A 19391-nucleotide genomic window follows, 5' to 3' on the forward strand; every position below is an offset into this window, starting at 1 on the left:
CTTTCCTTGATTTTATTCTCACAATCGTTTACGGCACTGGTAACAGCCTAGTTAAAAGTGAGCACAAGCGCGTCACCCAATTGGTAGTACTGCGGGCCCCGCCGGGGTGGATTATGAATGAGACCAGCAGCAGGTAGCGGGTGTTGTCCCGGTCGGCAACTTGGAATATCTGGTTATCAATCACATACTCAGCATAAAATTTTATCGTTTCTTCCGGAAGATTAAGCCTGGTAATAATGGGCAGAAGCTGCGAGTACATTTCCTTCAGCCGGACAAAATTGTCTATTCTTCCTTTGATTACGGACGGTTGCATGGACTGGGTAATCCTTTTAAAAAAGGTAAGCTGATATCTCTGGACTTTCACATGTTTTTTCTCTTCTTGTTGATAAGAATCATGCTGCAAGAGTAACGAATCCAGTAAATTTTTGTCCTCCTGTTGAAGATATTGAACCATAATTGCCTCAAGATCTTGCTCAAATTGCCGAAATGACTTTTCAAGCAAAACTCTTAGTGTGGCATATGGCGGTATTTCAATACGGTGTTCATCCAAAAAGGTTATTACTGATTCCATTATAAGAACCGGTTCGGTCCGAAGTGAAACCAGCCTTTTCATTTCCTGGGATATGAGTTGGGAAGCATTTTTATCAAAACCGGTATAGCCTAGTTGCCTGAGTATCTCTTCCTGATGGCGGAAATAGGTAGTCCTGAAATAATCTGTAAAATCAATCTGATTAGGATCAACCATTATTCCATTGACGATATAGTTAATGTCAGCCTGAATAAATCGGTTAGACAAAAAAAAGCGACTAACTACACGGAAATACCCGAGCTGCAACAGAAAACCGACCTGTGTTGTTGGCGTTTGCAAAGTTTTTAGATAGGCGCTTGCCCATTCCGGAATTTGGAGAAACAGTCCTTTTTACTCGCTCAGGAGTTGGGGCAGGTTATCAAACCTGGTTCGTTCTTCTGGTGTCAGATACTCTTTCCTTTCCATATCATCTATGTATTAAAACGACGGTATTTTTACATAACTCCAAACCCGGATATTTTTTGGAATTTACCCATTTATATTGCCATGTAATTAAACTAAATGTAATATATTTGATTTTATTAAGTTTCGTACATAAAATGATCAAATTAGGATATGCCCGGGTCTCTACCCAGGAACAAAACCTTGACCTTCAGCTGGACGCCCTAAAAAAAGAAGGATGCAAGCAGGTCTTTACGGATAAGATCTCCGGAGTAAAGGCTACCAAGCCGAATTTTGAAAAATTGATGGAATATGCCCGGCCTGGTGACACCATGTAATATGGAAACTGGACCGGCTTGGAAGAAGTACCATTAAGCTCATCGAGTTGATCGAAGAATTGAAAAATAAAGGAGTAAATCTTAAATCACTATCTGAGTCTATTGATACCAGTACAGCAACCGGTAATCTGTTTTTTCAATTTATGTGTGTGCTGGCCGAACATGAGTGAAATATCATTAAGGAACGGACCAAAGCGGGTCTGCAATCAGCCCGTGCGCGGGGCAGATCCGGAGGGAGGCCGGAAGGGTTAAGCGAGCGATATCAAAAAATTGCCCCGGAAGTCAAAGAGGTTTATGAGAAGAATAACCGGAGCACGGATGAAATTAGAGAGATGTTCAAAATAAAAAGCCAACCTACACTTTACAAGATTTTAAAGTACAGTGGTGTCGATATTAAGGGCTTTTTGAAGAAGAGACGATAATGCTTTGACACCTCCTGTACAATCTTTTAATTTAACCCATAATTGCTTAGCGTAATTCTTTGTTCACTTACTAAAAGAAGGCCACTCCGGCAGATACGAACGGCTGATTTCTAAGTGCTACTCTCCCCCTTTTGCTTTTTCATTCTGTATTCTTCCCCCCACTTAGCCATAGATTGCATTATTGGCGACAACGTAAGCCCAAACTCGGTTAATGTGTATTCAACCCTTGGTGGGATTTCAGCATAAATTTTCCTGCTTATTAACCCATCATCTTCTAATTCTCTCAACTGCTGAGTAAGCATTGATTGAGTAATTCCCTTTACACTTCGCTTCAATTCCCCAAACCTTGCAGGAGAGGTATGATAGATAGCATTAATTAAAATTGCTTTCCATTTTCCACCTAAAACTTGCATTGTTGCAGTTACTGGGCAAGATTTTTCATCAAAAACAAAAATTTTTTCGTTTTTAACTTCTTGATTATCAATGTTAGTATTTCTTTTCATACTTACACATATTAAATGTACTACTTCTATTATTCATTTTAACTCTGAATATTTGCACTACAAAAATAAAATAAAGTAACAAATATGGCAAGTAAAATCATTTTAATTACAGGAGCAAGTACAGGTTTCGGCAACATCACTAGACTATAATTCCCAAAAAATAAACAATTAAACAAAAATTAAAAATGGAAAAAATTTATGAAGCAGAAGTGACAACCTTAGCAGGTCGTAACGGTCACGCAAAATCATCAGACGGTTTATTGGATGTGGATATCAGATTTCCCAAAGAAATGGGAGGTGCTGGTGGTGCAACCAATCCAGAACAACTTTTCGCAGCAGCTTGGTCGGCTTGTTTTGGTACGAGTGTAACAATTGCCGCAGGAATCGAAAAAGTTAAAATTGGAGACGTTACTGTGGTGGCTAAAATTGGTGTATTGCATTCAGACGGTAATTATGATCTTGGAGCCCATCTTCTAATTAAAATAAATGATGTAGACTACGATACGGCGAAAAAACTGGTAGAAGCCACTAAATCAATTTGTTCTTATTCAAAAGCCACAAAAGGTAATATAAACACTATTTATGAAGTCGCACCAAATTAATTAAAAACCGATAAAAACAAATAAACTTTAATAGACATGGTAAATACTCTAAATTGGTTTGAAATCCCGGCAACAGATTTCGCAAGAGCAAAAGCATTTTATGCTACAGTGTTAGATGCTCAAATTCATGACGACCCTAATCCTAATATGCAATATGCATACTTACCGTCTGATCCACAAAAAGGCGGATTTGGTGGAGCAATTGCTAGCGGTGAAAACTTTGTTCCTGCAATGACCGGCACAACTGTTTACTTAGATGGTGGAAATGACCTTTCAGTTCCATTAGGCAGAGTAGAAAGTGCCGGTGGAACAGTTATTCTGCCGAAAACTGCTATTGGTGACAACAGGGGCTTTATTGCGCTTTTTATCGACACAGAAGGAAACAAGGTAGGGTTCCATTCAATCGGTTAATACAGAGTTCTCCCGTATCTTTGTAAAATAGCTGATAGAAGTGTTATCATTGATATTTCTATCAGCTTTGCGCTATATCCATTTGCGTTTACGCCATTATCAGGGTTTACCTATTATCCCCTCTTATATATCATTGCTTTATCGCTTTGTGCAGTTTATTGCGCCATATTGAATTAAATTAAAAGAAAGGAGAAAAACCGTCACGACTTCCGTGTACTGTTTTTCTTTGCCATAATTTTGGTACAACCAATTCTAAGACATTATTTCTGCATTATACCGAACTATTCTCGTAATATGTTTAAAGATGGCTCTGAGATTTGTTTGTATTCCACATCTCACCAGGAAAAAAGCTCTATCAAACCCGCGGTACTTTTGGTTCTAACTTTTAATTTAACCCACCTTAGCAATTCGGACAGCTTCAGAAGTAATGCAGGCACTCTTTGATGCTGGGTTAGCGAAATCCCGTAAATATTGTTGAGCGTGTTAAACAGAAAATGCGGACTTAGCTGGGATAGCAGTAAACGCAGTTCGCTATCCTTCATCAATTTAACAATGCCATGCAAAACACAGAGGAACTTATTATTGAAACCAGCCATTTGTCCTTTGCCTTTTCAAAAGGTCAAAACGTACTGGATGAAGTAAATCTAAAAATTCCCAAAGGAGCTATTTATGGTTTTTTAGGTCCAAACGGCGCAGGAAAAACTACCACGATCAGGATACTTTTAAATCTTTTGAAACCCGGCAAGGGCTCTGTCAAACTTTTTGGAAAGCAGATCAGTGAAGAACCTTACAAGGTATTTTCTCAAATCGGATCACTGATTGAAACCCCGTCGTTATATGAGCACCTGACCGGGCTGGACAATCTGCTAATAACGGCTAACATCAGAAATATTTCCAGAAATAGAGTGATGGAAGTGCTGGAAATTGTGGGGCTGTGTTCAGATGGCGACCGGCATGTAAAAAAATACTCCCTGGGTATGAAGCAACGGCTCGGATTGGCCATTGCCCTGCTCCCATCACCAGACCTGTTAATTCTTGATGAGCCTACCAACGGCCTGGATCCTACCGGCATTATCGAAATTAGAAACTTGTTGCTTATGCTCAATAAAGAACATGGTGTTACGATTTTGATATCCAGCCATCTACTTTCAGAAATAGAAAAACTTGTTTCACACCTGGGCATACTGAACCATGGCAAGATGCTTTTTCAGGGCTCATTTAGCGCCTTACAGAAAATCAGGGAGGCAAAATCGATCATAGAAATCGGTACGGATCAAAATAACCGAGCTTTGATGCTGTTGGAGGAAAACAACCATCTCGTAAACCAGGGCAAGCAGTTTTTAGAAATCAAATTCCTTGATATCTATCAAGTGTCAGCAATTGCCATTTCAGATGTGGAATTATCAGCATACCAATGAACTCATTTTGCCGAAGTTCTTTTGGATTGATGTAACTTACACATTGTCATTTATTATCTTAAGCTACCACGACTTTACGGGAAAATTTCGCGGGTGATAACAAAACGCCTGACAACAAATCACTTAAACTTCATTGCCAGCGTTATCATATCAGACTGCATACCTGTGCCTGCATTTCGATAAAAGTGACCGTACCGCAGTTCCAGCGATGCCAAATGGCGAATACCCATAACGCCTCCTGGCGGCGCTAATCGAATACCCATTCCACCGTAATGACTTTGGAAAGACGATAAATCATAGTCGCTCGTGTAATATTCAGCTGAGGTGTTGTGCTGCATATAGGGTGCAAAGTAGCGAACTCCGGTCTGGCTGTTGAATCTGTAAAAGGGGCTCAGCGATAAAAATGGGGATATTTTTACAGGAACTTCCAGTGAAACGGTATGCGCCTTCATGCCCCAGCTATCCGCATAATACCGGTAAAATCCGCGAAAAATAACCCGGTCGCCCATGAAGTAACTTCCCCGCAAGCCAACTGGAATTTTGAAACGACTTCCCGGAAGTTTCTCAACACGTTCGCTGCCGTCGGTAAAATATGTCCTGTGAAAAGGCGTGCTAAGCAATCCTTCCTGGTAGGTGGGCTCGACGATGAAAAGAACCTGAAGACTTTTGTTGACGATTTGAGAAAGCCCGACCGAACCGTTATAGGTTTTTCTGGGCTTGTGATAAAGATTTGCCTTGTCGCCCTCAGCACCAGAACCATATCCGGGCGGCCGCAGGTCAGACGGCAGAATCGCAATATACGTATCCTGGAATGTGCCGGCTTTTAAGGTCAGTTCCCGATTATTATCTTTGGAAGATTTCGAGAAATTGAAATTAACACCATAAGACTTATAATCATACTCAGTCGAGTACAAAGCGCTGATTCCTTTGGTTGTGTGATTCCTGTCGTCTTTGACACTCCACGAAACCGAAGGATAAATGTGCGTATCGGTTTTCGAAGCGCCGGAAATAGTGAGCGGATCGATATTGTCCTGAGAAGCCGAAGAATAATAATCAACATTTAACTCGCCGGAAATCGTATGGACACGGTTTTTTCTATCCGTTTTTGTGAGTTTAATTTCTATTGAATTGGCAAAGTCAAACAGTTTTTCTGTACCAATACCGCCGGTTATGGCCGAGTTGTTACCGTTTTGATTATAATAGCCAGAAACGAAATTAATCTCTTCAATTTTTAATTTTTTAGGTTGATAACCCGTCGCTGTACTATCAGTATTCTGGGCAAAAACCGACGTCCAGAAACCGAGAAGGGCCGCTACTGTATATGTAAATTTCTTCATCTGATCTTGCTATGATAATGTTTAATTACAGCCGCAGCCACCGCCGCTTTTCCCTCCGTTCGCCCCGGACGCACCTTCTCTGTACAGATAAAAACTCTGTTCGAATTTCTCAGATTTCCGTGCAGAAAGATCCATTTCTGAGTCATTAATCCGATTTTTCTGATATTCCTTCACAGTCACACACGAGGAAAGCGCTGTCGCGATCAGACAACCTATTATAATTTTAATATGCGTAGGGGTTTTCATAGTTAGCTTATTTTGATGTTTTTTGAGCTGAATAACCGGTTATGATCGTCCACGATAATACAGGCAATGTTTTTCATCTGGTTAATGAGATCCAGCCCAACCGTAACGCCCAGCACCGTTACAGGTGTTGCCAGCGCATCAGACAATTCCGCGTTAGGTGAAATTATCGTCACGCTTTTTATTCCGGTCACGGGCAATCCTGTTTTGGGATTGATTGTATGAGAATATTTTTTCCCGTCGATCAGAATAAACTTTTCATAATTGCCCGAGGTGGCAACAGCCATATCACTGATTTTCAAATATGAAAAGGGTTTGTTTTTAGAATCCGGATCAGCAATACCGATGGTCCACTCAGACCCGTCAGGCTGTTTTCCCCATGCCGTCAAATCGCCCGACGCATTGACAACGCCACCTTTAACGCCATTTTCCTGCATGATTTTCTTGGCCATTTCTGCCGCATACCCTTTCCCGATTCCACCAAATCCGATACGCATCCCCTCTTCTTTCAAAAATACCGAGAAATGCTCAGCATCAAGGACGATGTTCTTATAATTAATCAGCCTGACCATATTTTTAGCGACTTCCGCTGTTGGCAATGATTGCATATTCAGGTCGAAATTCCAAAGTGACTTGTCGATCGATCCATAAGTGATGTCAAATGCGCCCTGAGTAAGCTCAGAAATTCTGATGGACCTTTCAATCAGCGCATAAACTTCATAATCTACGGCAACAGGCCTGATCCCAGCATGATTATTGATCAATTGTGTCTGGCTGTCCTCCCTGAATGTGCTCAGCAGCTGTTCTATCCGCTGGATCTCACCCACCGCCTGATCTATACGTTGATTAGCCCAAAGCTCATCCCCGGAAACAGCGCTGATCTCAAAACGGTTCCCCATGAGCCTTAGTGACCTTTTGACAATGAGGTCTGCCATTTATTTACCAGTAGATTTTGTCCGGATATCTGTGATGAAAGCCTGAACCGACGGCTGAAAACCTTCCCATTCTTTCACTATTTTTCCATTCGTATCAATCAGCACAGTCAAAGGAAAAAGGCCCTTGGGGTTGTATTTTTCAGCCAGGATTTCATTTTGTGAAACCTGCTCTTTGCTGAGTTGGTTTTTCTTTTGTCTTGGAAAATCAGCACGGACAAGCACCAGATTCTGTTTTGCATATTCTGAAAATTCCGTAGACTCAAAAACTTCTTTTTTCAGTTTGATACAAGGGCCGCACCAGTCCGATCCTGAAAAATTCAAAAGGATCATTTTATTTTCCGCTGCTGCTTCCTTATTTGCTTCTGAAAAGTTCAGTTTCCATTCCAAAGGTGATACCAGCATTGCCGCCGCTATCAGTGATATTAATATCGTTTTCATGTTGTTTTGTTAGTATACAATTACGGTATTTCCGTCTGTCGCTGTTTTATAAATGGTCAATCCGCCGCTTCCGAAGTTGTTCAGGCCTGCACCAGTCAGACTAAACCTTGCTCCGTGTTTGGTGCAGTAAAATTCGGTTTTATTAAAAATTACATTTCTTTTTGGTTCATGGCTGCACGTTTGTGTAGCAGCTACAATGACGCCCGCCGACGACTGTGCCACAACCATGCCGTTTTGCACCAGATAGCCCCGGACGGCAAGCAGTGCTGCATTGGCTGCCAACGTCAGATCAATCCTTAATTTCACACCGGTCAATTTAATAAGTGCCTCAGAGGTAATCGCAGTTGGACTGACCAGTTTTACGGTACTTGCTGTTGTTGTTCCGCTGCTGTCTGTGGTGCTCACCGGTGTTGTTGGTAAAACCTCTGCCTGCAAACTCAGCGCATCAACAACGGTATCTTCATTATTTACGCAGGAGGTCAACAGTGCCATTAACGCCGGTCCAGTAAACCCGGCCGATTTCAAAAAGTCCAGACGTGTCATCATTATCATTTAATAGTTAAGGATCTGATCAACAATACGAAATCGCTACACAAATTGTTGCACGATACCTGTAACCGAAATTGTACTTAAAAAGGATATAGACAAATATTACAGTGGAACTTAAAAAACGTTCGCATAAACATATTTTATATAAATCATTGATTAACAAATATTTAATATAAATCAATCCACTTTTTATACCTTTTCAATTATTAATACTTTGCTTTATTATTTATAATTATTCTACGGTTAAATAATTTTTTAATCGAATTTTAACTTCTAATTGATACGTTGTCCGAAAAGATAACCAACCAGGGCGGTTACAACCATCGCGACAGTGCCCCAAAAACAGATTCTGATCACAGCTTTGCCAATATCTGAGCCACCTGCCATTGCAGAAACAACGGCCGAAAACGCAAGAAAAATGATTGAAAAAGAATACTGCATCGGCACCATCCATTTCAAAGGAGCAAATATCGAAACCAGCAGCGGGAGCATTCCACCGGCTAAAAAAGAGGATGCAGAGGCTACCGCAGCCTGTAAAGGATTGGCTTGAGTAATTTCATTGATGCCCAGCTCGTCCCTTGCGTGAGTACCCAACGCATCATATTCGGACAGCTGAATGGCAACTTGCATTGATAAATCCGGCGCCAAACCTCGCTGCTGATACAATTTTGCCAGTTCTTTCAGCTCTACATCCGGCATAGTGTCCAACTCATTCTGCTCCCGTTTGAGATCGGAAACTTCTATATCAGATTGGGAGCTGACAGACACATATTCTCCTGCGGCCATCGACAAAGCACCCGCAACAAGTCCAGCAACAGAAGCCAGGACAATTGGATCCCGCGTACTACTGGCCGCAGCGATGCCAATCGCCAAACTGGTCGTCGACAGAATTCCGTCATTTGACCCCAGTACAGCAGCTCTCAGCCAACCGCTTCGGTTGGTGTAATGTTTTTCCAGTTCCATGGTTTTATTTTGTATCCGACCGATTACACCCGACCCTTCATTGCAACTAAATTTCCTTTTTTTGCGGTGCTCTTCTTTTCATCACCAGGCTGTCAGCCGGATATTGTTCTTTCAAAATATTCATTTGATTTTTGGCCCAGGTAATGATCAACTCGCGCTGTTGGTCTGTCAGATCTGCTTCTTTATGCAAACCTAGAAAAGTGTACGATTTTAACGGCATTTCTTTCTTTTCGACCATTTCAATTGTCTCATCCAACTTATGGTTTTGAACCGCAACCGGCATCTTTAAAAAGGTTGAAAAATTCAATTCCCTTTTCCCTTCTTCAACGTGATCGGCCAGAAACCATGCCATTGGCTGCACATTGGCATACCAAGGATAGACAGTCTTGTTGGAATGACAATCGTTGCAGGCTACCGATAATACCTCTTTTAGTTCGGTATTAATGGCATATTTTTTTTCGATGTTAAATGTTTGGTCGTCAGAAAGATTTTTTTCCGGTCTGATAAACTGTATTACGATTAAGATAACCAAAAGTCCGATGGCGATTTTTTTTAACATGATTTAGATTGATTGGTTATGGTAAATTGATATGATAATTGACTCATTTACAAATACTATGACTATATCTTAATCCTCTGATTTATTTTTCAAAAACATCAAAAGTGAATAGGCCCCTTTTACAACGCACTGCTGGTTTGCAAGGTCCGTTGTGGTAATTATTTCTGTAAATCCATTTTCTGTTTCGCCTGTTTTAACCTGGGTCATTTCAAATTTACCTGCACCTTTTGGAATAAAAATAAATTCTTTTCCTTCGTAGCTGACAATGGCGTCTTCTGGTAAAACAGTTGCCATAGTTGTTTTTAAATCGATCTCAGCATTCATAAAAGTACCCGGCAGCAGTGTCGGTTCGTATTTTTCAAAATGGCAATGTACGTCAGCGGTTCTTTCTGAGGATAAGTCCTTACTGATCAGGATTATCTCACAGAAATATTTCTTGTCGGTCTGCGAATTGGTGTAAGCCAAAAGTTTCTGTCCGATTTTTATTTTATCAAGATCCTTTTCAAAAACCTTCAAGGCCAGATGAATATCAGAAGGATTGATCAGCTCGAAAAGAACTTCGGTAGGCGAAACATACTTGCCAATATTGACATTAATTTTCGAAACGTAACCCGAGATGGGTGAATAAATGTTGATACTGCGCGAAATATGGTCTTTTGTTAGTTTATCAGGATTGATCCCGGTCAATTTTAGTTTCTCATACAACGCATTAACCATCACCTGCTGGCTCCGGAAATCAGATTCGGCCTGCTGGTAGATTTTATCGCTTGCTGATTTTGTCGCATTCAGTTCTTTCTGGCGAAGGTATTCGTTTTCAAGATAAACAATTCTGGTCTTTCCTGTCAGGTAATCCTGCTGCAACTGGATATACTGCTGGTCTTCCATCACAGCCAGTATTTGGCCTTTGTTCACGTGTGTACCCGGCAGAAGACTGGTCGTTTTCAGATAGCCACCAAGTGGTACGCTGATCGATACCATATTTTGAGGCGGAACATCAATTTTTCCATTCAGTTTCAAAATGGATGAAATCTGTTTTTTCTCAGGCAAAGCCGTTTTTATGCCTGCGTTCTTTATCTGCTCATTTGTCAATTCAGCGAGGTTTCCATTTACTTTTTTTTCAGTCGCCGCCGGTTGTTGCTCTGCTTTTTTTGAACAAGAAAAAATGGAGCAGATCAGGGCGATATATAGGAAATATTTCATGTGCTTTCAGGTTAATTTTCAAAAATGTAATCAAGCTCAATGGCTTTGCTGTTCAAATTCATCAAAGCATCCAGATAATCGCTTCGGATCATCGTCGACTGATTCATCAGCTGGCTCCATTCCAGGTAATTGATACTTCCGTTCGATAGCTGTTCACCGGCCGTTTTTATGATGATACCGGCGTTTTTTAATGCATTATTTTCAAAGTAGGAAACAGTTTCAGAAAATTTCTGATAGGAGCTCAGCGCAGATAAATACTGCGCTTTGAGTTGCTGAGAACCGGCCAGATAACTTTGTGAAACAATTTGTTTATTGACCTTGGCTGCGTTGATTCTGGCTTTTTGAGCGCCGGCAAAAATGGGAATACCAATTCCGATCTGCGCGGCCTGAAAACGACGGGAAGCCATATAGGTTTTGTCGTCCGCTCCCGTTCCACGCATGCTCATGTTGTTGTATGCCAAACTCAGTTCAGGTAAAAGTCTTGCTTTTTCCGCTTCCACCGAGGCCTGGGCTATGTCCTGCTGTTGTTTTAAAAATTTCAGCTGCGGATGGTTCATCAGCAGGGCAGTATCGAGTGCCATTGAAAACAGATACTTCGTTTCAAAAGGTTGTGGCTGAATATTTTCGGTTGTATTCAAAAGCAGTCTGAACTGAATACGCGCCAGCTCTTTGTCTGCTTCCAGTTGGCGGAGCTGAATTCGGATCTGTCCGAGCTGGGTTTCGGCACTGGTTTTTTCCAGAATATTACTTTCCCCTTTGTCCAGGCGTTGTTGCGCGTGTGAGAGGAAATTGGCATACAAACTATCCAGGGACTCCAAAAGGTCCTGTTTTTTTTGTTGATAAATCAAAAGGTAGTAAACCTGAGAAACCGTACGTTTGAGCTCATTTTCCCTGACAGACACATTGAGCACACTCGCTGTCAGCTCCTGATTCAGCAATGTTTTTTGCCTTTTATAAACCGCGGGCAAACTAAAAGATTGCGAAACATTAAAGCGCGTGTCGCTGTAAAAACTGTTGATCTGTCCGCCCTCGGCCAATAAGCTGGTTTGCGGCAAACTTACTGCCGTTTTCAAAAGTGCCTTTTGGTATTCAATTCTAAGTTTTTCGTTTTTTAGCAATTGATTGTTTGTCAGCGCAATATTAATGGCTGATTTTAGATCTATCTGGCTTTGCGCGTTGCTTTTCTGACCAAAAAATAAAAGTGAAAACAAAAGAACGGAAGCTGTCATCGGCGTTTTTCCACCTTTATTAAAATTAAAACCTTTTTCAAAAACCATATATAAAACCGGAAGTACAAACAAGGTAAGAAAAGTTGCTACCAAAAGTCCCCCGATCACAACCGTAGCCAACGGACGCTGCACTTCTGCACCCGCGCCGTTGCTGACCGCCATGGGCAGAAAACCAAGTGAAGCCACGAAAGCCGTCATTAACACGGGCCTCAACCGGTGCTGTGTGCCTTCAATAACAGCCTTACGAATATTGGTTTCTCCTTCTTTTCTGATCCGGTTAAATTCTGCTACCAATACAATTCCATTTAAAACTGCCACACCAAAAAGGGCAATAAAGCCTACTCCCGCACTAATACTGAACGGCATACCGCGCAGGGCAAGAAAAAAGATACCTCCAATGGCAGACAAAGGAATGGCAGAATAAATCAGCAATCCTTCTTTTACAGAATTGAAAGCGAAAAAGAGAAGCACAAAAATTAATACCAATGAAACAGGTACGGCAATCATCATACGGGCTTTAGCCGCATTCAGGTTTTCAAACGCACCTCCGTAGGTGATGTAATACCCAGCTGGTAATTTCAGGCTTTGATTAACTTTCGACTGAAGTTCGGTGACAATACTTTGCACATCGCGTCCACCGATATTAAACCCGACAACAATCCGACGCTTGGCGTCTTCTCGCTGTATCTGGTTTGGCCCATTGGAAATTTTCACTTCTGCCAGTTGGGACAAAGGAATCTGAATACCTTTGGCTGTTGGAACGAGAAGGTTGCGTACATCCTGGACATTTTTCTTTTGCTCGCCACTTAGTCTGACAACCAGATCAAACCGCTTTTCACCTTCGAAAACCATCCCGGTACTTTGTCCGGCAAGTGCGGTATTTACAATTTTATTGATCGCTCCGATGCTAAGTCCGTATTGTGCAATGGCACTTCTGTTGTAATGAATAATGATCTGCGGCATACCGGCAACTGCTTCAATATAAAGGTTTTTTGTTCCCTCAACCTGATTGACAAACTTGCCGAGTTTGGCTGCATAAAGCGCCAGTGTATCCAGATCTTCACCAAAAATTTTGCACACCACATCTTGTCTGGCGCCGGTCATCAGCTCATTGAAACGCATTTGCACCGGAAACTGAAAACCTGCGGTAACGCCGGGAACGGCTTTCAATGCCTCACCCATTTTTTCGGATAGTTCAGGAAAAGTTTTGGCGGAAGTCCACTGGCTTTTGTCTTTTAAAATCACCATCATATCACTCGCGTCCATCGGCATAGGGTCGGTTGGTACTTCGCCGCTGCCAATTTTAGTCACTACTTTTTCAACCTCAGGGAATTGTGTTTTGAGAATATGAGCGGCTTTCTGGGTATTTTCAATTGTTGTGGTCAGACTGCTTCCGGTCAGTACGCGGGTATCGACTGCAAAATCACCTTCTTCAAGTGCGGGAATAAATTCTCCGCCAAGTGTTGTCAAAACAAAAACTGCGCAGGCAAATAAGCCAACAACAGAGACCAAAACGATTTTGGGGAAACCAAGCACTTTATCCAATGCTGATTTATATTTTCTTTCCACAAAACCCATAAGCCTGTCTGACAGGTTGGGTTTGTGTTTTACTTTTTTACTCAGGAATAGCGCGCTCATCATCGGTATGTAAGTCACAGAAAGTAAAAATGCGCCGAGCAAAGCAAAAGCGACAGTCTGCGCCATGGGCTTAAACATCTTACCTTCAATGCCTTGCAAAGTGAAAATCGGAAGGTAGACAATCAGGATGATAACCTGTCCAAAAACAGCGCTGTTCATCATCCGGTCGGCCGATTCATTTACCTCTTCATCCATTTGAGGCTGGGAAAGACGGTCGAGGCCGGTGAATTTTTTGCTGTGCGCAATCTGGTGCATGACCGCTTCGACAATGATAACTGCGCCATCAACAATCAGCCCGAAATCAAGCGCGCCCAGGCTCATCAGATTTCCGCTCACCCCGAAAGTATTCATCATAATAACGGCAAAAAGCATCGCCAGTGGAATCACCGAAGCGACAAGCAGACCAGCCCGCAAGTTTCCCAGAAAAAGTACCAGCACAAATACGACAATCAGCGCACCTTCCAACAGGTTTTTCTCGACTGTGCCAATGGCGTTATTCACCATTTTGGTCCTGTCCAGAAAAGGCTCGATAACTACGCCTTCAGGAAGTGTTTTTTGTATCTGAGCAACGCGTTCTTTGACATTTTTTATCACTTCGCTACTATTGGCCCCTTTCAGCATCATTACTACCGCGCCTGAAACTTCGCCTTTGTCATTGTAACACATCGCACCGTAACGTGTTGCAAAACCAGTTTTCACATCGGCTACATCACGGATAAATAAGGGCTGACCGTCGGCCAGGTTGGTAACGGCAATATTTTTAATGTCTTCCAGATTTTCAACCAGCCCCTCACTTCTGATGTATAAAACTGCCGGGCCTTTTTCAATGTAAGCACCACCGGTGTTTTGATTATTCGATTCCAGCGCAGTAAAAACGTCGTTGATCGTGATGCCGTAAGAGAGTAGTTTTTCAGGATTGATCTCAATGGAATACTGTTTTAGTTTGCCACCAAAACTGCTGACTTCGGCTACACCTTTTACGCCAAGAAGCTGCCTGCGCACAATCCAATCCTGAATCGTTCTCAGATCGGTTTCATTGTAACGGTGTTCAAAACCTTCCTTCGGCCGGACAACATATTGATAAATTTCACCCAAACCCGTGCTTATCGGGCCAAGTTCCGGTGTCCCGATACCTGCCGGAATTTGTGTCTGCACTTTTTGAAGCCGCTCGGAAACCTGCTGCCGCGCCCAGTAAACATCCACATTATCGTCAAAAACAATGGTAACCAGAGAAAGACCAAACCTTGAAAAGCTTCGGATTTCTTTGAGCCCTGAGATATTATTGTTGGCCTGTTCAATCGGGAAAGTGACCAGTCTTTCTATGTCTGTTGCGCCAAAAGAAGGCGCGATGGTAATAACCTGAACCTGATTATTGGTGATATCGGGAACGGCGTCAATAGGCAACCGTGTGAGCTCGTAGCTTCCATATCCGATGAGTGCAATCACAAACAACCCCACAATGAGCTTGTTGCCCACTGAAAAGGCAATGATTTTATTAAGCATAATAAATTTCTGTTAACCCTGGATTTTGAAAATCGGAAATGCACGAGCATTCAGCATGTCTCCATCCCGTGCTCAGGTACCTTCCAAAAATGTAGCCTAACAGAATTTTGGCGGTTGCCAAATGGTGGACAAGTAGCTTGATATCAGCGGTCCTTCGGAGTAAATAAAGTAATGTCTTTCAGAAAAGAAAACGGGCGCTGCTACTTTAAAATAGAAATAATCGGTACTGGCAGGTGGCGTAACAAGAAAGCTGAGCGCTGTTTGATCCAAATGTGATTTGAAAGGCAGTTTCATATCCAGATCTTTGTCCGGATTTCCGTTTATACTTTCTGCGTAATGTTCATAGATGAATTCGAAAAAAGTAACTTCCTCATCCCAGGCCTTATGCTGCTGATAGTGCTCGAAAAGTACAGGCAGTTTTACCAGTTCAACCAGCTGAGTGGTTGAAAAAAAGTAAATGACAAGGAGCGATATGGAAATGACTTTTTTCAAATTCTTCAATCTATGGTATTAAGGTAATTTAATTTAGGTTGTTTTCTTTGGTACAAGCACAAATTTATTTTTAACTGAGATCGATTCTGCTATTTTGGCAAGTACCAGCGTGGGTACTTCGATTTTATGATCCGTAAGCTTTACATCAAAAGCGTTCGTTAAAGTGATTTGTCCGTTTGCGATCACAAGTTGCCCTTTCAAAGTGCGGTTTTGTTTTACCCCGTGCATATCAAGAACGCCTTCCGCGTTGACGCTATAACTCCCGTCTTTGGTATAATCAACAACCTCTTTAATTTTTCCCGAAAAAACTGCGGTCGGAAATTTTTCCGTTTCCATGTAGTTTTCATTGAAATGTTCTTCCATCAGCTTATTGGGAAAATGAAAAGCTCTTTGCTGCATACGGATCGCAATTTCGCCGTTAGCGGTGTTAAGCAGCACAGCTACCTGGTTGTTAAGGGCTGATATATTTTCAAGCGGCGTTTCAGAGAAAAAACTGCTCTGACCCGTTTTTGTCATGTAAATCTGTCCGAAGCATGTAACGGCAATGAACTAGCTGATCATCAGTATGAGCAGCAATCTGAAAGTTTTAGTATCCATTGGATTTGCTGCGTTTTTTGTCTTTGTCAAAACTGAAAGTCCTGGAAACATTAAATCCGTAAAAAATATCGCCGCTGTTCCATTTTCCGGTTGTCTGGCCGATAAATTGCCGCTCGATCATACCTTTTGAATTTGTCAGGTGAAGCTGGAATACGTGGCCGCCTGTTTCAATATCAAAACCGAGCGATAAGGTGTTTGTAAATCTTGGATCACGCTGAATGGTACTGCCGATCTTTTTCGGTGTATACCAATACTCCACATTAAAAGAAGTCCTTTTGGTCAGTTTATAACGGCCGCCCATTCCGAGCGCATACAGATTATTTGCATCGATCGCATTCTCGGCCAGGTTTCTGTGCATGACCGTTGGTGTGATTTGAATGGATAATTTATCACTGAATTTCCGGGCAATAAGTGCCTGAAAAGTATAGGTTTCCCGCTGTGCGATAGTATAGAAAGGCAGCTCGGCCGAAGTACTGCTGGCATTGTGGGCATCGCTGGCAAAAAGTGTAACCGAAACCGGTATCGTTTTATAACCCGAAGACTGCTTCAACAATCGGTACTTTGCAAAAATATCAACTGTTTTCTGATAGCTGCTTCTTCCGATCCCGATCATTAACCGGTCTGTTAAACCATATTCAAGCCCCAAACGAATCTGCGCCTGATCCAATCCGAAAAAATTACTCACGCCGGAATTGACAGCCCCAAAACGGTGCGAAATCATAAAATCAAGATTTCTCTTACCGACAGTTTCAACTGAATGCCCATTAATAATACGGGTTCCTTTAAAAGTGGCAGCAGCATAGGTGATGGTGGAATCCTGCGTTTTTTCGAGCTCATTGAGCAGATCATTTTGTGCATATGCCATCGTACATGTCATCATCAACAAGACGGCCGTTAAATTTTTTATCATATCAGAATGTCGTTAAGCCGTGATTGTCAATATGTTTCCGGTAAGTGTCGTTGTATACACGGCTATTCCATTTTTGCCTTCGCTGTTGAGCCCTTTGCCGGTATTGTCGTATTTAGCTCCATGTGCAGTGCAGTAAAAATGGTCGGTCTGGTATGTAATCTGATTTTTCCCTTCATGACTGCATGTAAGCGTAGCTGCAATGTAGGCACCGGTGTTACTGCGCGCAATGACAACGCCATCTTTGATAATGTAGCCACCATTGGTTTTAAGCGCCGCATTGCCAGAAGCAGTCAGGTCAACGGTCAAATTGGTAGGTGCGGGAGTGACCCGGTCGTTGGTACAGGATTGTAAATGCGCTCCAAAATATACGGCTGCCAAAGAGGCACCGCCGAAACCCAGTTTTCTTAAAAATTGATGGCGGTCGATATTGTTGGCATTCTTTGTAAAACTCATAGCTTTGGATTAGTTTATTTTCAGTCTGATAGGACTCCCAAATGTAAACCTGGCTGCCTTAGCGTTTCCTCAAGATTTTCTTAAGGTTTCCTTAAGACTTCATTACTTAGAATCGATTTAGGTAAATGAATCGTGGTACCAGCTTCGGAAGATCCGTTTTTATTTCTCCACTTAACAATGACAAAAATCCCGAAGAACGCCTGGGAAAGTATTACACTTCGTGGACATTAAGTTATATATATCCCACTTACCTTAATCTGATAATTACCAGCGTATATAACTTAGCAGGATCAAATTTTAAAGATTAACGCAGCTGTGGTTCCATTGCCGGGCTGACTTTTTATGCTGAGGCTTACTCCCAAAAGCTGACACATTCTCTTTACGATGGAAAGTCCAAGGCCACTCCCTTTTATCTCAGGATGCTGCAATGGCTCCGCACGATAAAATGACTGCTGGATATGCTGGATTTCATCCGCTGCAATACCGATGCCGTCATCATTAACGGTATAAATCAAATTATTTTCATCCCTGGATATTCCTATCATCAGCCGACCATGATCCCTGGAATACTTTATTGCATTGGAAATCAGGTTTTCGATGATAATATCGGTCATATACGGATCTGAATATACGTGATCATGTACTGTAACGTCAAATTCAACCGACAGATCTTTTTCCAAAATAAGTGTTTGTTGCCGTTCCAGAATAGATTCGGTCAATTCTGTCAGGTCAACTTCCTGCCAGTCCAATGCACTTTTCTGGCTTTCAAAACGTGCCATCAAAAGTAGCTGATCTACCAGATGGTTGATCCGGTCCATTTCTCGGATGCAATAATTTACTTTATCAATGTATTCTTGTGAGGTCCGGGGTTTGCGTATCAAAACTTCAAGTGTACCTTTAATAACTGCCAGCGGCGTTCTGAGCTCATGCGACGCATCGGATGTAAATTGCTTTTCACGTTCCACCGCATTTTCAATCCTGTCCATCAGATCGTTAATCGTGACGACGAGCTTTTTGAGCTCATCCTTGTTGGCTGGCAAAGGGATGCGGCTGCTTAAATTTTCGTTTGTTATTTTGCTGGCCGTTTCAATAACCGTTATTACCGGCTGAATGCTTCTGCCTGCGATGATCCGGGTAATAAGAAAAAGAATGACCAGGATTATCGGATATGAAATAAGGAGCACTTTTTCCAGATTCGATAAAACCATTTCAGATTCGTCAATGGGAACAGCAACGATAAGATAGCCCGTGCTTTTTTTATTTTCTTTTATGCCGATCTGAATCTGTGCAATGCTTTGGCCAAGCAAAACGGATTTAAAATATGAATTTTCAGGTTTAGTAAAATCCGGTTTCAGAATACTTGTTTTCAGGTTAGGAGATTTGTCCAGAATGTTTCCTTTCAGGTCAACAAGTTGGATAAATACCGGATTTAGTTCCAGCATCGAATGTTCTCTTTCCAGCCATTCCGATGTATCGAAAAAATACGGCTTGCCATCTTTTATACCTACCTCATGAAAATGTTTGTCTGCCTCAAAATTAATATCCTTTTCCAACCGGCTGAATACCGTCAGATTGACAATATAGTAGATCAGGAAAAAGATAACCGCCACCATCAGCGCGGTACTGAGCGTGAAATTAAAGGCGATCTTGTTTTTAAAAGAGCGGTTCATAATTTGAAATA

General features: G+C 41.9%; 22 protein-coding genes. 5 read left to right on the top strand and 17 right to left on the bottom strand.

Annotated elements, in window-relative coordinates; all coding sequences use genetic code 11:
* Positions 1–28: 28 nt before the first annotated feature.
* A complete protein-coding gene (locus FZF08_RS27530) occupies positions 29–868 on the bottom strand; it encodes a DUF4158 domain-containing protein (RefSeq protein WP_159476657.1) in 840 nt (279 codons plus the stop codon).
* A 260-nt stretch (positions 869–1128) separates the two neighbouring features.
* On the opposite strand from FZF08_RS27530, the gene FZF08_RS32140 reads away from it, so the two are divergent.
* Complete coding sequence (locus FZF08_RS32140; RefSeq protein ID WP_255463729.1) at positions 1129–1308, top strand: recombinase family protein; 180 nt, start codon at positions 1129–1131, stop codon at positions 1306–1308.
* Positions 1309–1355: 47 nt separating this feature from the next.
* The gene (locus FZF08_RS32145; protein ID WP_255463733.1) at positions 1356–1478 is read left to right on the top strand and encodes a recombinase family protein; all 123 of its coding nucleotides are present in this window, start codon (positions 1356–1358) and stop codon (positions 1476–1478) included.
* 362 nt (positions 1479–1840) lie between these two features.
* Here the strand turns inward: FZF08_RS32145 and FZF08_RS27540 are convergent, their stop codons facing one another.
* A complete protein-coding gene (locus FZF08_RS27540; protein ID WP_159476660.1) occupies positions 1841–2233 on the bottom strand; it encodes a helix-turn-helix domain-containing protein in 393 nt (130 codons plus the stop codon).
* Between the two features lie 185 nt (positions 2234–2418).
* On the opposite strand from FZF08_RS27540, the gene FZF08_RS27545 reads away from it, so the two are divergent.
* Complete coding sequence (locus tag FZF08_RS27545) at positions 2419–2835, top strand: Ohr family peroxiredoxin (RefSeq protein WP_159476663.1); 417 nt, start codon at positions 2419–2421, stop codon at positions 2833–2835.
* Between the two features lie 36 nt (positions 2836–2871).
* Complete coding sequence (locus tag FZF08_RS27550; protein WP_159476666.1) at positions 2872–3246, top strand: VOC family protein; 375 nt, start codon at positions 2872–2874, stop codon at positions 3244–3246.
* Between the two features lie 335 nt (positions 3247–3581).
* Here the strand turns inward: FZF08_RS27550 and FZF08_RS32410 are convergent, their stop codons facing one another.
* Positions 3582–3842: a histidine kinase gene (locus tag FZF08_RS32410; RefSeq protein ID WP_159476669.1), complete on the bottom strand. Its 261-nt coding sequence runs from the start codon at positions 3840–3842 to the stop codon at positions 3582–3584.
* Between FZF08_RS32410 and FZF08_RS27560 the strand changes: the two genes are divergently transcribed.
* A complete protein-coding gene (locus tag FZF08_RS27560; RefSeq protein WP_159476672.1) occupies positions 3804–4664 on the top strand; it encodes an ABC transporter ATP-binding protein in 861 nt (286 codons plus the stop codon). The two genes, FZF08_RS32410 and FZF08_RS27560, sit on opposite strands and share 39 nt — an antisense overlap.
* A gap of 119 nt (positions 4665–4783) precedes the next feature.
* Here FZF08_RS27560 and FZF08_RS27565 read toward each other — a convergent pair whose 3' ends face one another.
* The 14 genes from FZF08_RS27565 to FZF08_RS27630 form a co-directional block, all read right to left on the bottom strand.
* A complete protein-coding gene (locus tag FZF08_RS27565) occupies positions 4784–6001 on the bottom strand; it encodes a DUF3570 domain-containing protein (RefSeq protein WP_159476675.1) in 1218 nt (405 codons plus the stop codon).
* 21 nt (positions 6002–6022) lie between these two features.
* Positions 6023–6247, bottom strand: a complete 225-nt coding sequence (locus FZF08_RS27570; protein ID WP_159476678.1) for a DUF4266 domain-containing protein — start codon at positions 6245–6247, stop codon at positions 6023–6025.
* Between the two features lie 2 nt (positions 6248–6249).
* Complete coding sequence (locus FZF08_RS27575) at positions 6250–7179, bottom strand: FAD:protein FMN transferase (RefSeq protein WP_159476681.1); 930 nt, start codon at positions 7177–7179, stop codon at positions 6250–6252.
* The gene (locus FZF08_RS27580) at positions 7180–7617 is read right to left on the bottom strand and encodes a thioredoxin family protein (protein ID WP_159476684.1); all 438 of its coding nucleotides are present in this window, start codon (positions 7615–7617) and stop codon (positions 7180–7182) included.
* Between the two features lie 9 nt (positions 7618–7626).
* On the bottom strand, positions 7627–8163 hold the full coding sequence (locus FZF08_RS27585) for a Rieske 2Fe-2S domain-containing protein (protein ID WP_310590621.1): 537 nt from the start codon (positions 8161–8163) through the stop codon (positions 7627–7629).
* Between the two features lie 276 nt (positions 8164–8439).
* Positions 8440–9129 carry a VIT family protein gene (locus FZF08_RS27590; protein WP_159476687.1) on the bottom strand — a complete coding sequence of 230 codons (690 nt, stop codon included), beginning with the start codon at positions 9127–9129 and terminating at the stop codon, positions 8440–8442.
* A gap of 46 nt (positions 9130–9175) precedes the next feature.
* Entirely contained in the window at positions 9176–9688 is a 513-nt protein-coding gene (locus tag FZF08_RS27595) for a heme-binding domain-containing protein (RefSeq protein ID WP_159476690.1), read from the bottom strand.
* Between the two features lie 69 nt (positions 9689–9757).
* The gene (locus tag FZF08_RS27600; RefSeq protein ID WP_159476693.1) at positions 9758–10888 is read right to left on the bottom strand and encodes an efflux RND transporter periplasmic adaptor subunit; all 1131 of its coding nucleotides are present in this window, start codon (positions 10886–10888) and stop codon (positions 9758–9760) included.
* 11 nt (positions 10889–10899) lie between these two features.
* Complete coding sequence (locus FZF08_RS27605) at positions 10900–15258, bottom strand: CusA/CzcA family heavy metal efflux RND transporter (protein ID WP_159476696.1); 4359 nt, start codon at positions 15256–15258, stop codon at positions 10900–10902.
* A 96-nt stretch (positions 15259–15354) separates the two neighbouring features.
* Positions 15355–15759, bottom strand: coding sequence for a hypothetical protein (locus FZF08_RS27610; RefSeq protein WP_159476699.1), 405 nt, complete (start codon positions 15757–15759; stop codon positions 15355–15357).
* Between the two features lie 24 nt (positions 15760–15783).
* Complete coding sequence (locus tag FZF08_RS27615; RefSeq protein WP_159476702.1) at positions 15784–16266, bottom strand: YceI family protein; 483 nt, start codon at positions 16264–16266, stop codon at positions 15784–15786.
* Positions 16267–16336: 70 nt separating this feature from the next.
* The gene (locus FZF08_RS27620; protein WP_159476705.1) at positions 16337–17257 is read right to left on the bottom strand and encodes a DUF5777 family beta-barrel protein; all 921 of its coding nucleotides are present in this window, start codon (positions 17255–17257) and stop codon (positions 16337–16339) included.
* A gap of 12 nt (positions 17258–17269) precedes the next feature.
* A complete protein-coding gene (locus FZF08_RS27625; RefSeq protein ID WP_159476708.1) occupies positions 17270–17710 on the bottom strand; it encodes a Rieske 2Fe-2S domain-containing protein in 441 nt (146 codons plus the stop codon).
* Positions 17711–18000: 290 nt separating this feature from the next.
* Entirely contained in the window at positions 18001–19380 is a 1380-nt protein-coding gene (locus FZF08_RS27630) for a HAMP domain-containing sensor histidine kinase (RefSeq protein ID WP_159476711.1), read from the bottom strand.
* Positions 19381–19391 lie beyond the last annotated feature (11 nt).

The organism is Dyadobacter sp. 3J3 (assembly GCF_009801115.1).
Lineage (GTDB): Bacteria > Bacteroidota > Bacteroidia > Cytophagales > Spirosomataceae > Dyadobacter.

Excerpts from the sequence above, each read along its gene's own strand:
- FZF08_RS27625 (WP_159476708.1), bottom strand. The coding sequence starts at position 17,710 with ATGAGTTTTACAAAGAATGCCAACAATATCGACCGCCATCAATTTTTA.
- FZF08_RS27575 (WP_159476681.1), bottom strand. The coding sequence starts at position 7,179 with ATGGCAGACCTCATTGTCAAAAGGTCACTAAGGCTCATGGGGAACCGT.
- FZF08_RS27620 (WP_159476705.1), bottom strand. The coding sequence starts at position 17,257 with ATGATAAAAAATTTAACGGCCGTCTTGTTGATGATGACATGTACGATG.
- FZF08_RS27540 (WP_159476660.1), bottom strand. The coding sequence starts at position 2,233 with ATGAAAAGAAATACTAACATTGATAATCAAGAAGTTAAAAACGAAAAA.
- FZF08_RS27590 (WP_159476687.1), bottom strand. The coding sequence starts at position 9,129 with ATGGAACTGGAAAAACATTACACCAACCGAAGCGGTTGGCTGAGAGCT.
- FZF08_RS32410 (WP_159476669.1), bottom strand. The coding sequence starts at position 3,842 with ATGGCTGGTTTCAATAATAAGTTCCTCTGTGTTTTGCATGGCATTGTT.
- FZF08_RS32140 (WP_255463729.1), top strand. The coding sequence starts at position 1,129 with ATGATCAAATTAGGATATGCCCGGGTCTCTACCCAGGAACAAAACCTT.
- FZF08_RS27595 (WP_159476690.1), bottom strand. The coding sequence starts at position 9,688 with ATGTTAAAAAAAATCGCCATCGGACTTTTGGTTATCTTAATCGTAATA.
- FZF08_RS27600 (WP_159476693.1), bottom strand. The coding sequence starts at position 10,888 with ATGAAATATTTCCTATATATCGCCCTGATCTGCTCCATTTTTTCTTGT.
- FZF08_RS27570 (WP_159476678.1), bottom strand. The coding sequence starts at position 6,247 with ATGAAAACCCCTACGCATATTAAAATTATAATAGGTTGTCTGATCGCG.
- FZF08_RS27615 (WP_159476702.1), bottom strand. The coding sequence starts at position 16,266 with ATGACAAAAACGGGTCAGAGCAGTTTTTTCTCTGAAACGCCGCTTGAA.
- FZF08_RS27545 (WP_159476663.1), top strand. The coding sequence starts at position 2,419 with ATGGAAAAAATTTATGAAGCAGAAGTGACAACCTTAGCAGGTCGTAAC.
- FZF08_RS27580 (WP_159476684.1), bottom strand. The coding sequence starts at position 7,617 with ATGAAAACGATATTAATATCACTGATAGCGGCGGCAATGCTGGTATCA.
- FZF08_RS27560 (WP_159476672.1), top strand. The coding sequence starts at position 3,804 with ATGCAAAACACAGAGGAACTTATTATTGAAACCAGCCATTTGTCCTTT.
- FZF08_RS27630 (WP_159476711.1), bottom strand. The coding sequence starts at position 19,380 with ATGAACCGCTCTTTTAAAAACAAGATCGCCTTTAATTTCACGCTCAGT.
- FZF08_RS27565 (WP_159476675.1), bottom strand. The coding sequence starts at position 6,001 with ATGAAGAAATTTACATATACAGTAGCGGCCCTTCTCGGTTTCTGGACG.
- FZF08_RS27585 (WP_310590621.1), bottom strand. The coding sequence starts at position 8,163 with ATGATGACACGTCTGGACTTTTTGAAATCGGCCGGGTTTACTGGACCG.
- FZF08_RS27605 (WP_159476696.1), bottom strand. The coding sequence starts at position 15,258 with ATGCTTAATAAAATCATTGCCTTTTCAGTGGGCAACAAGCTCATTGTG.
- FZF08_RS27550 (WP_159476666.1), top strand. The coding sequence starts at position 2,872 with ATGGTAAATACTCTAAATTGGTTTGAAATCCCGGCAACAGATTTCGCA.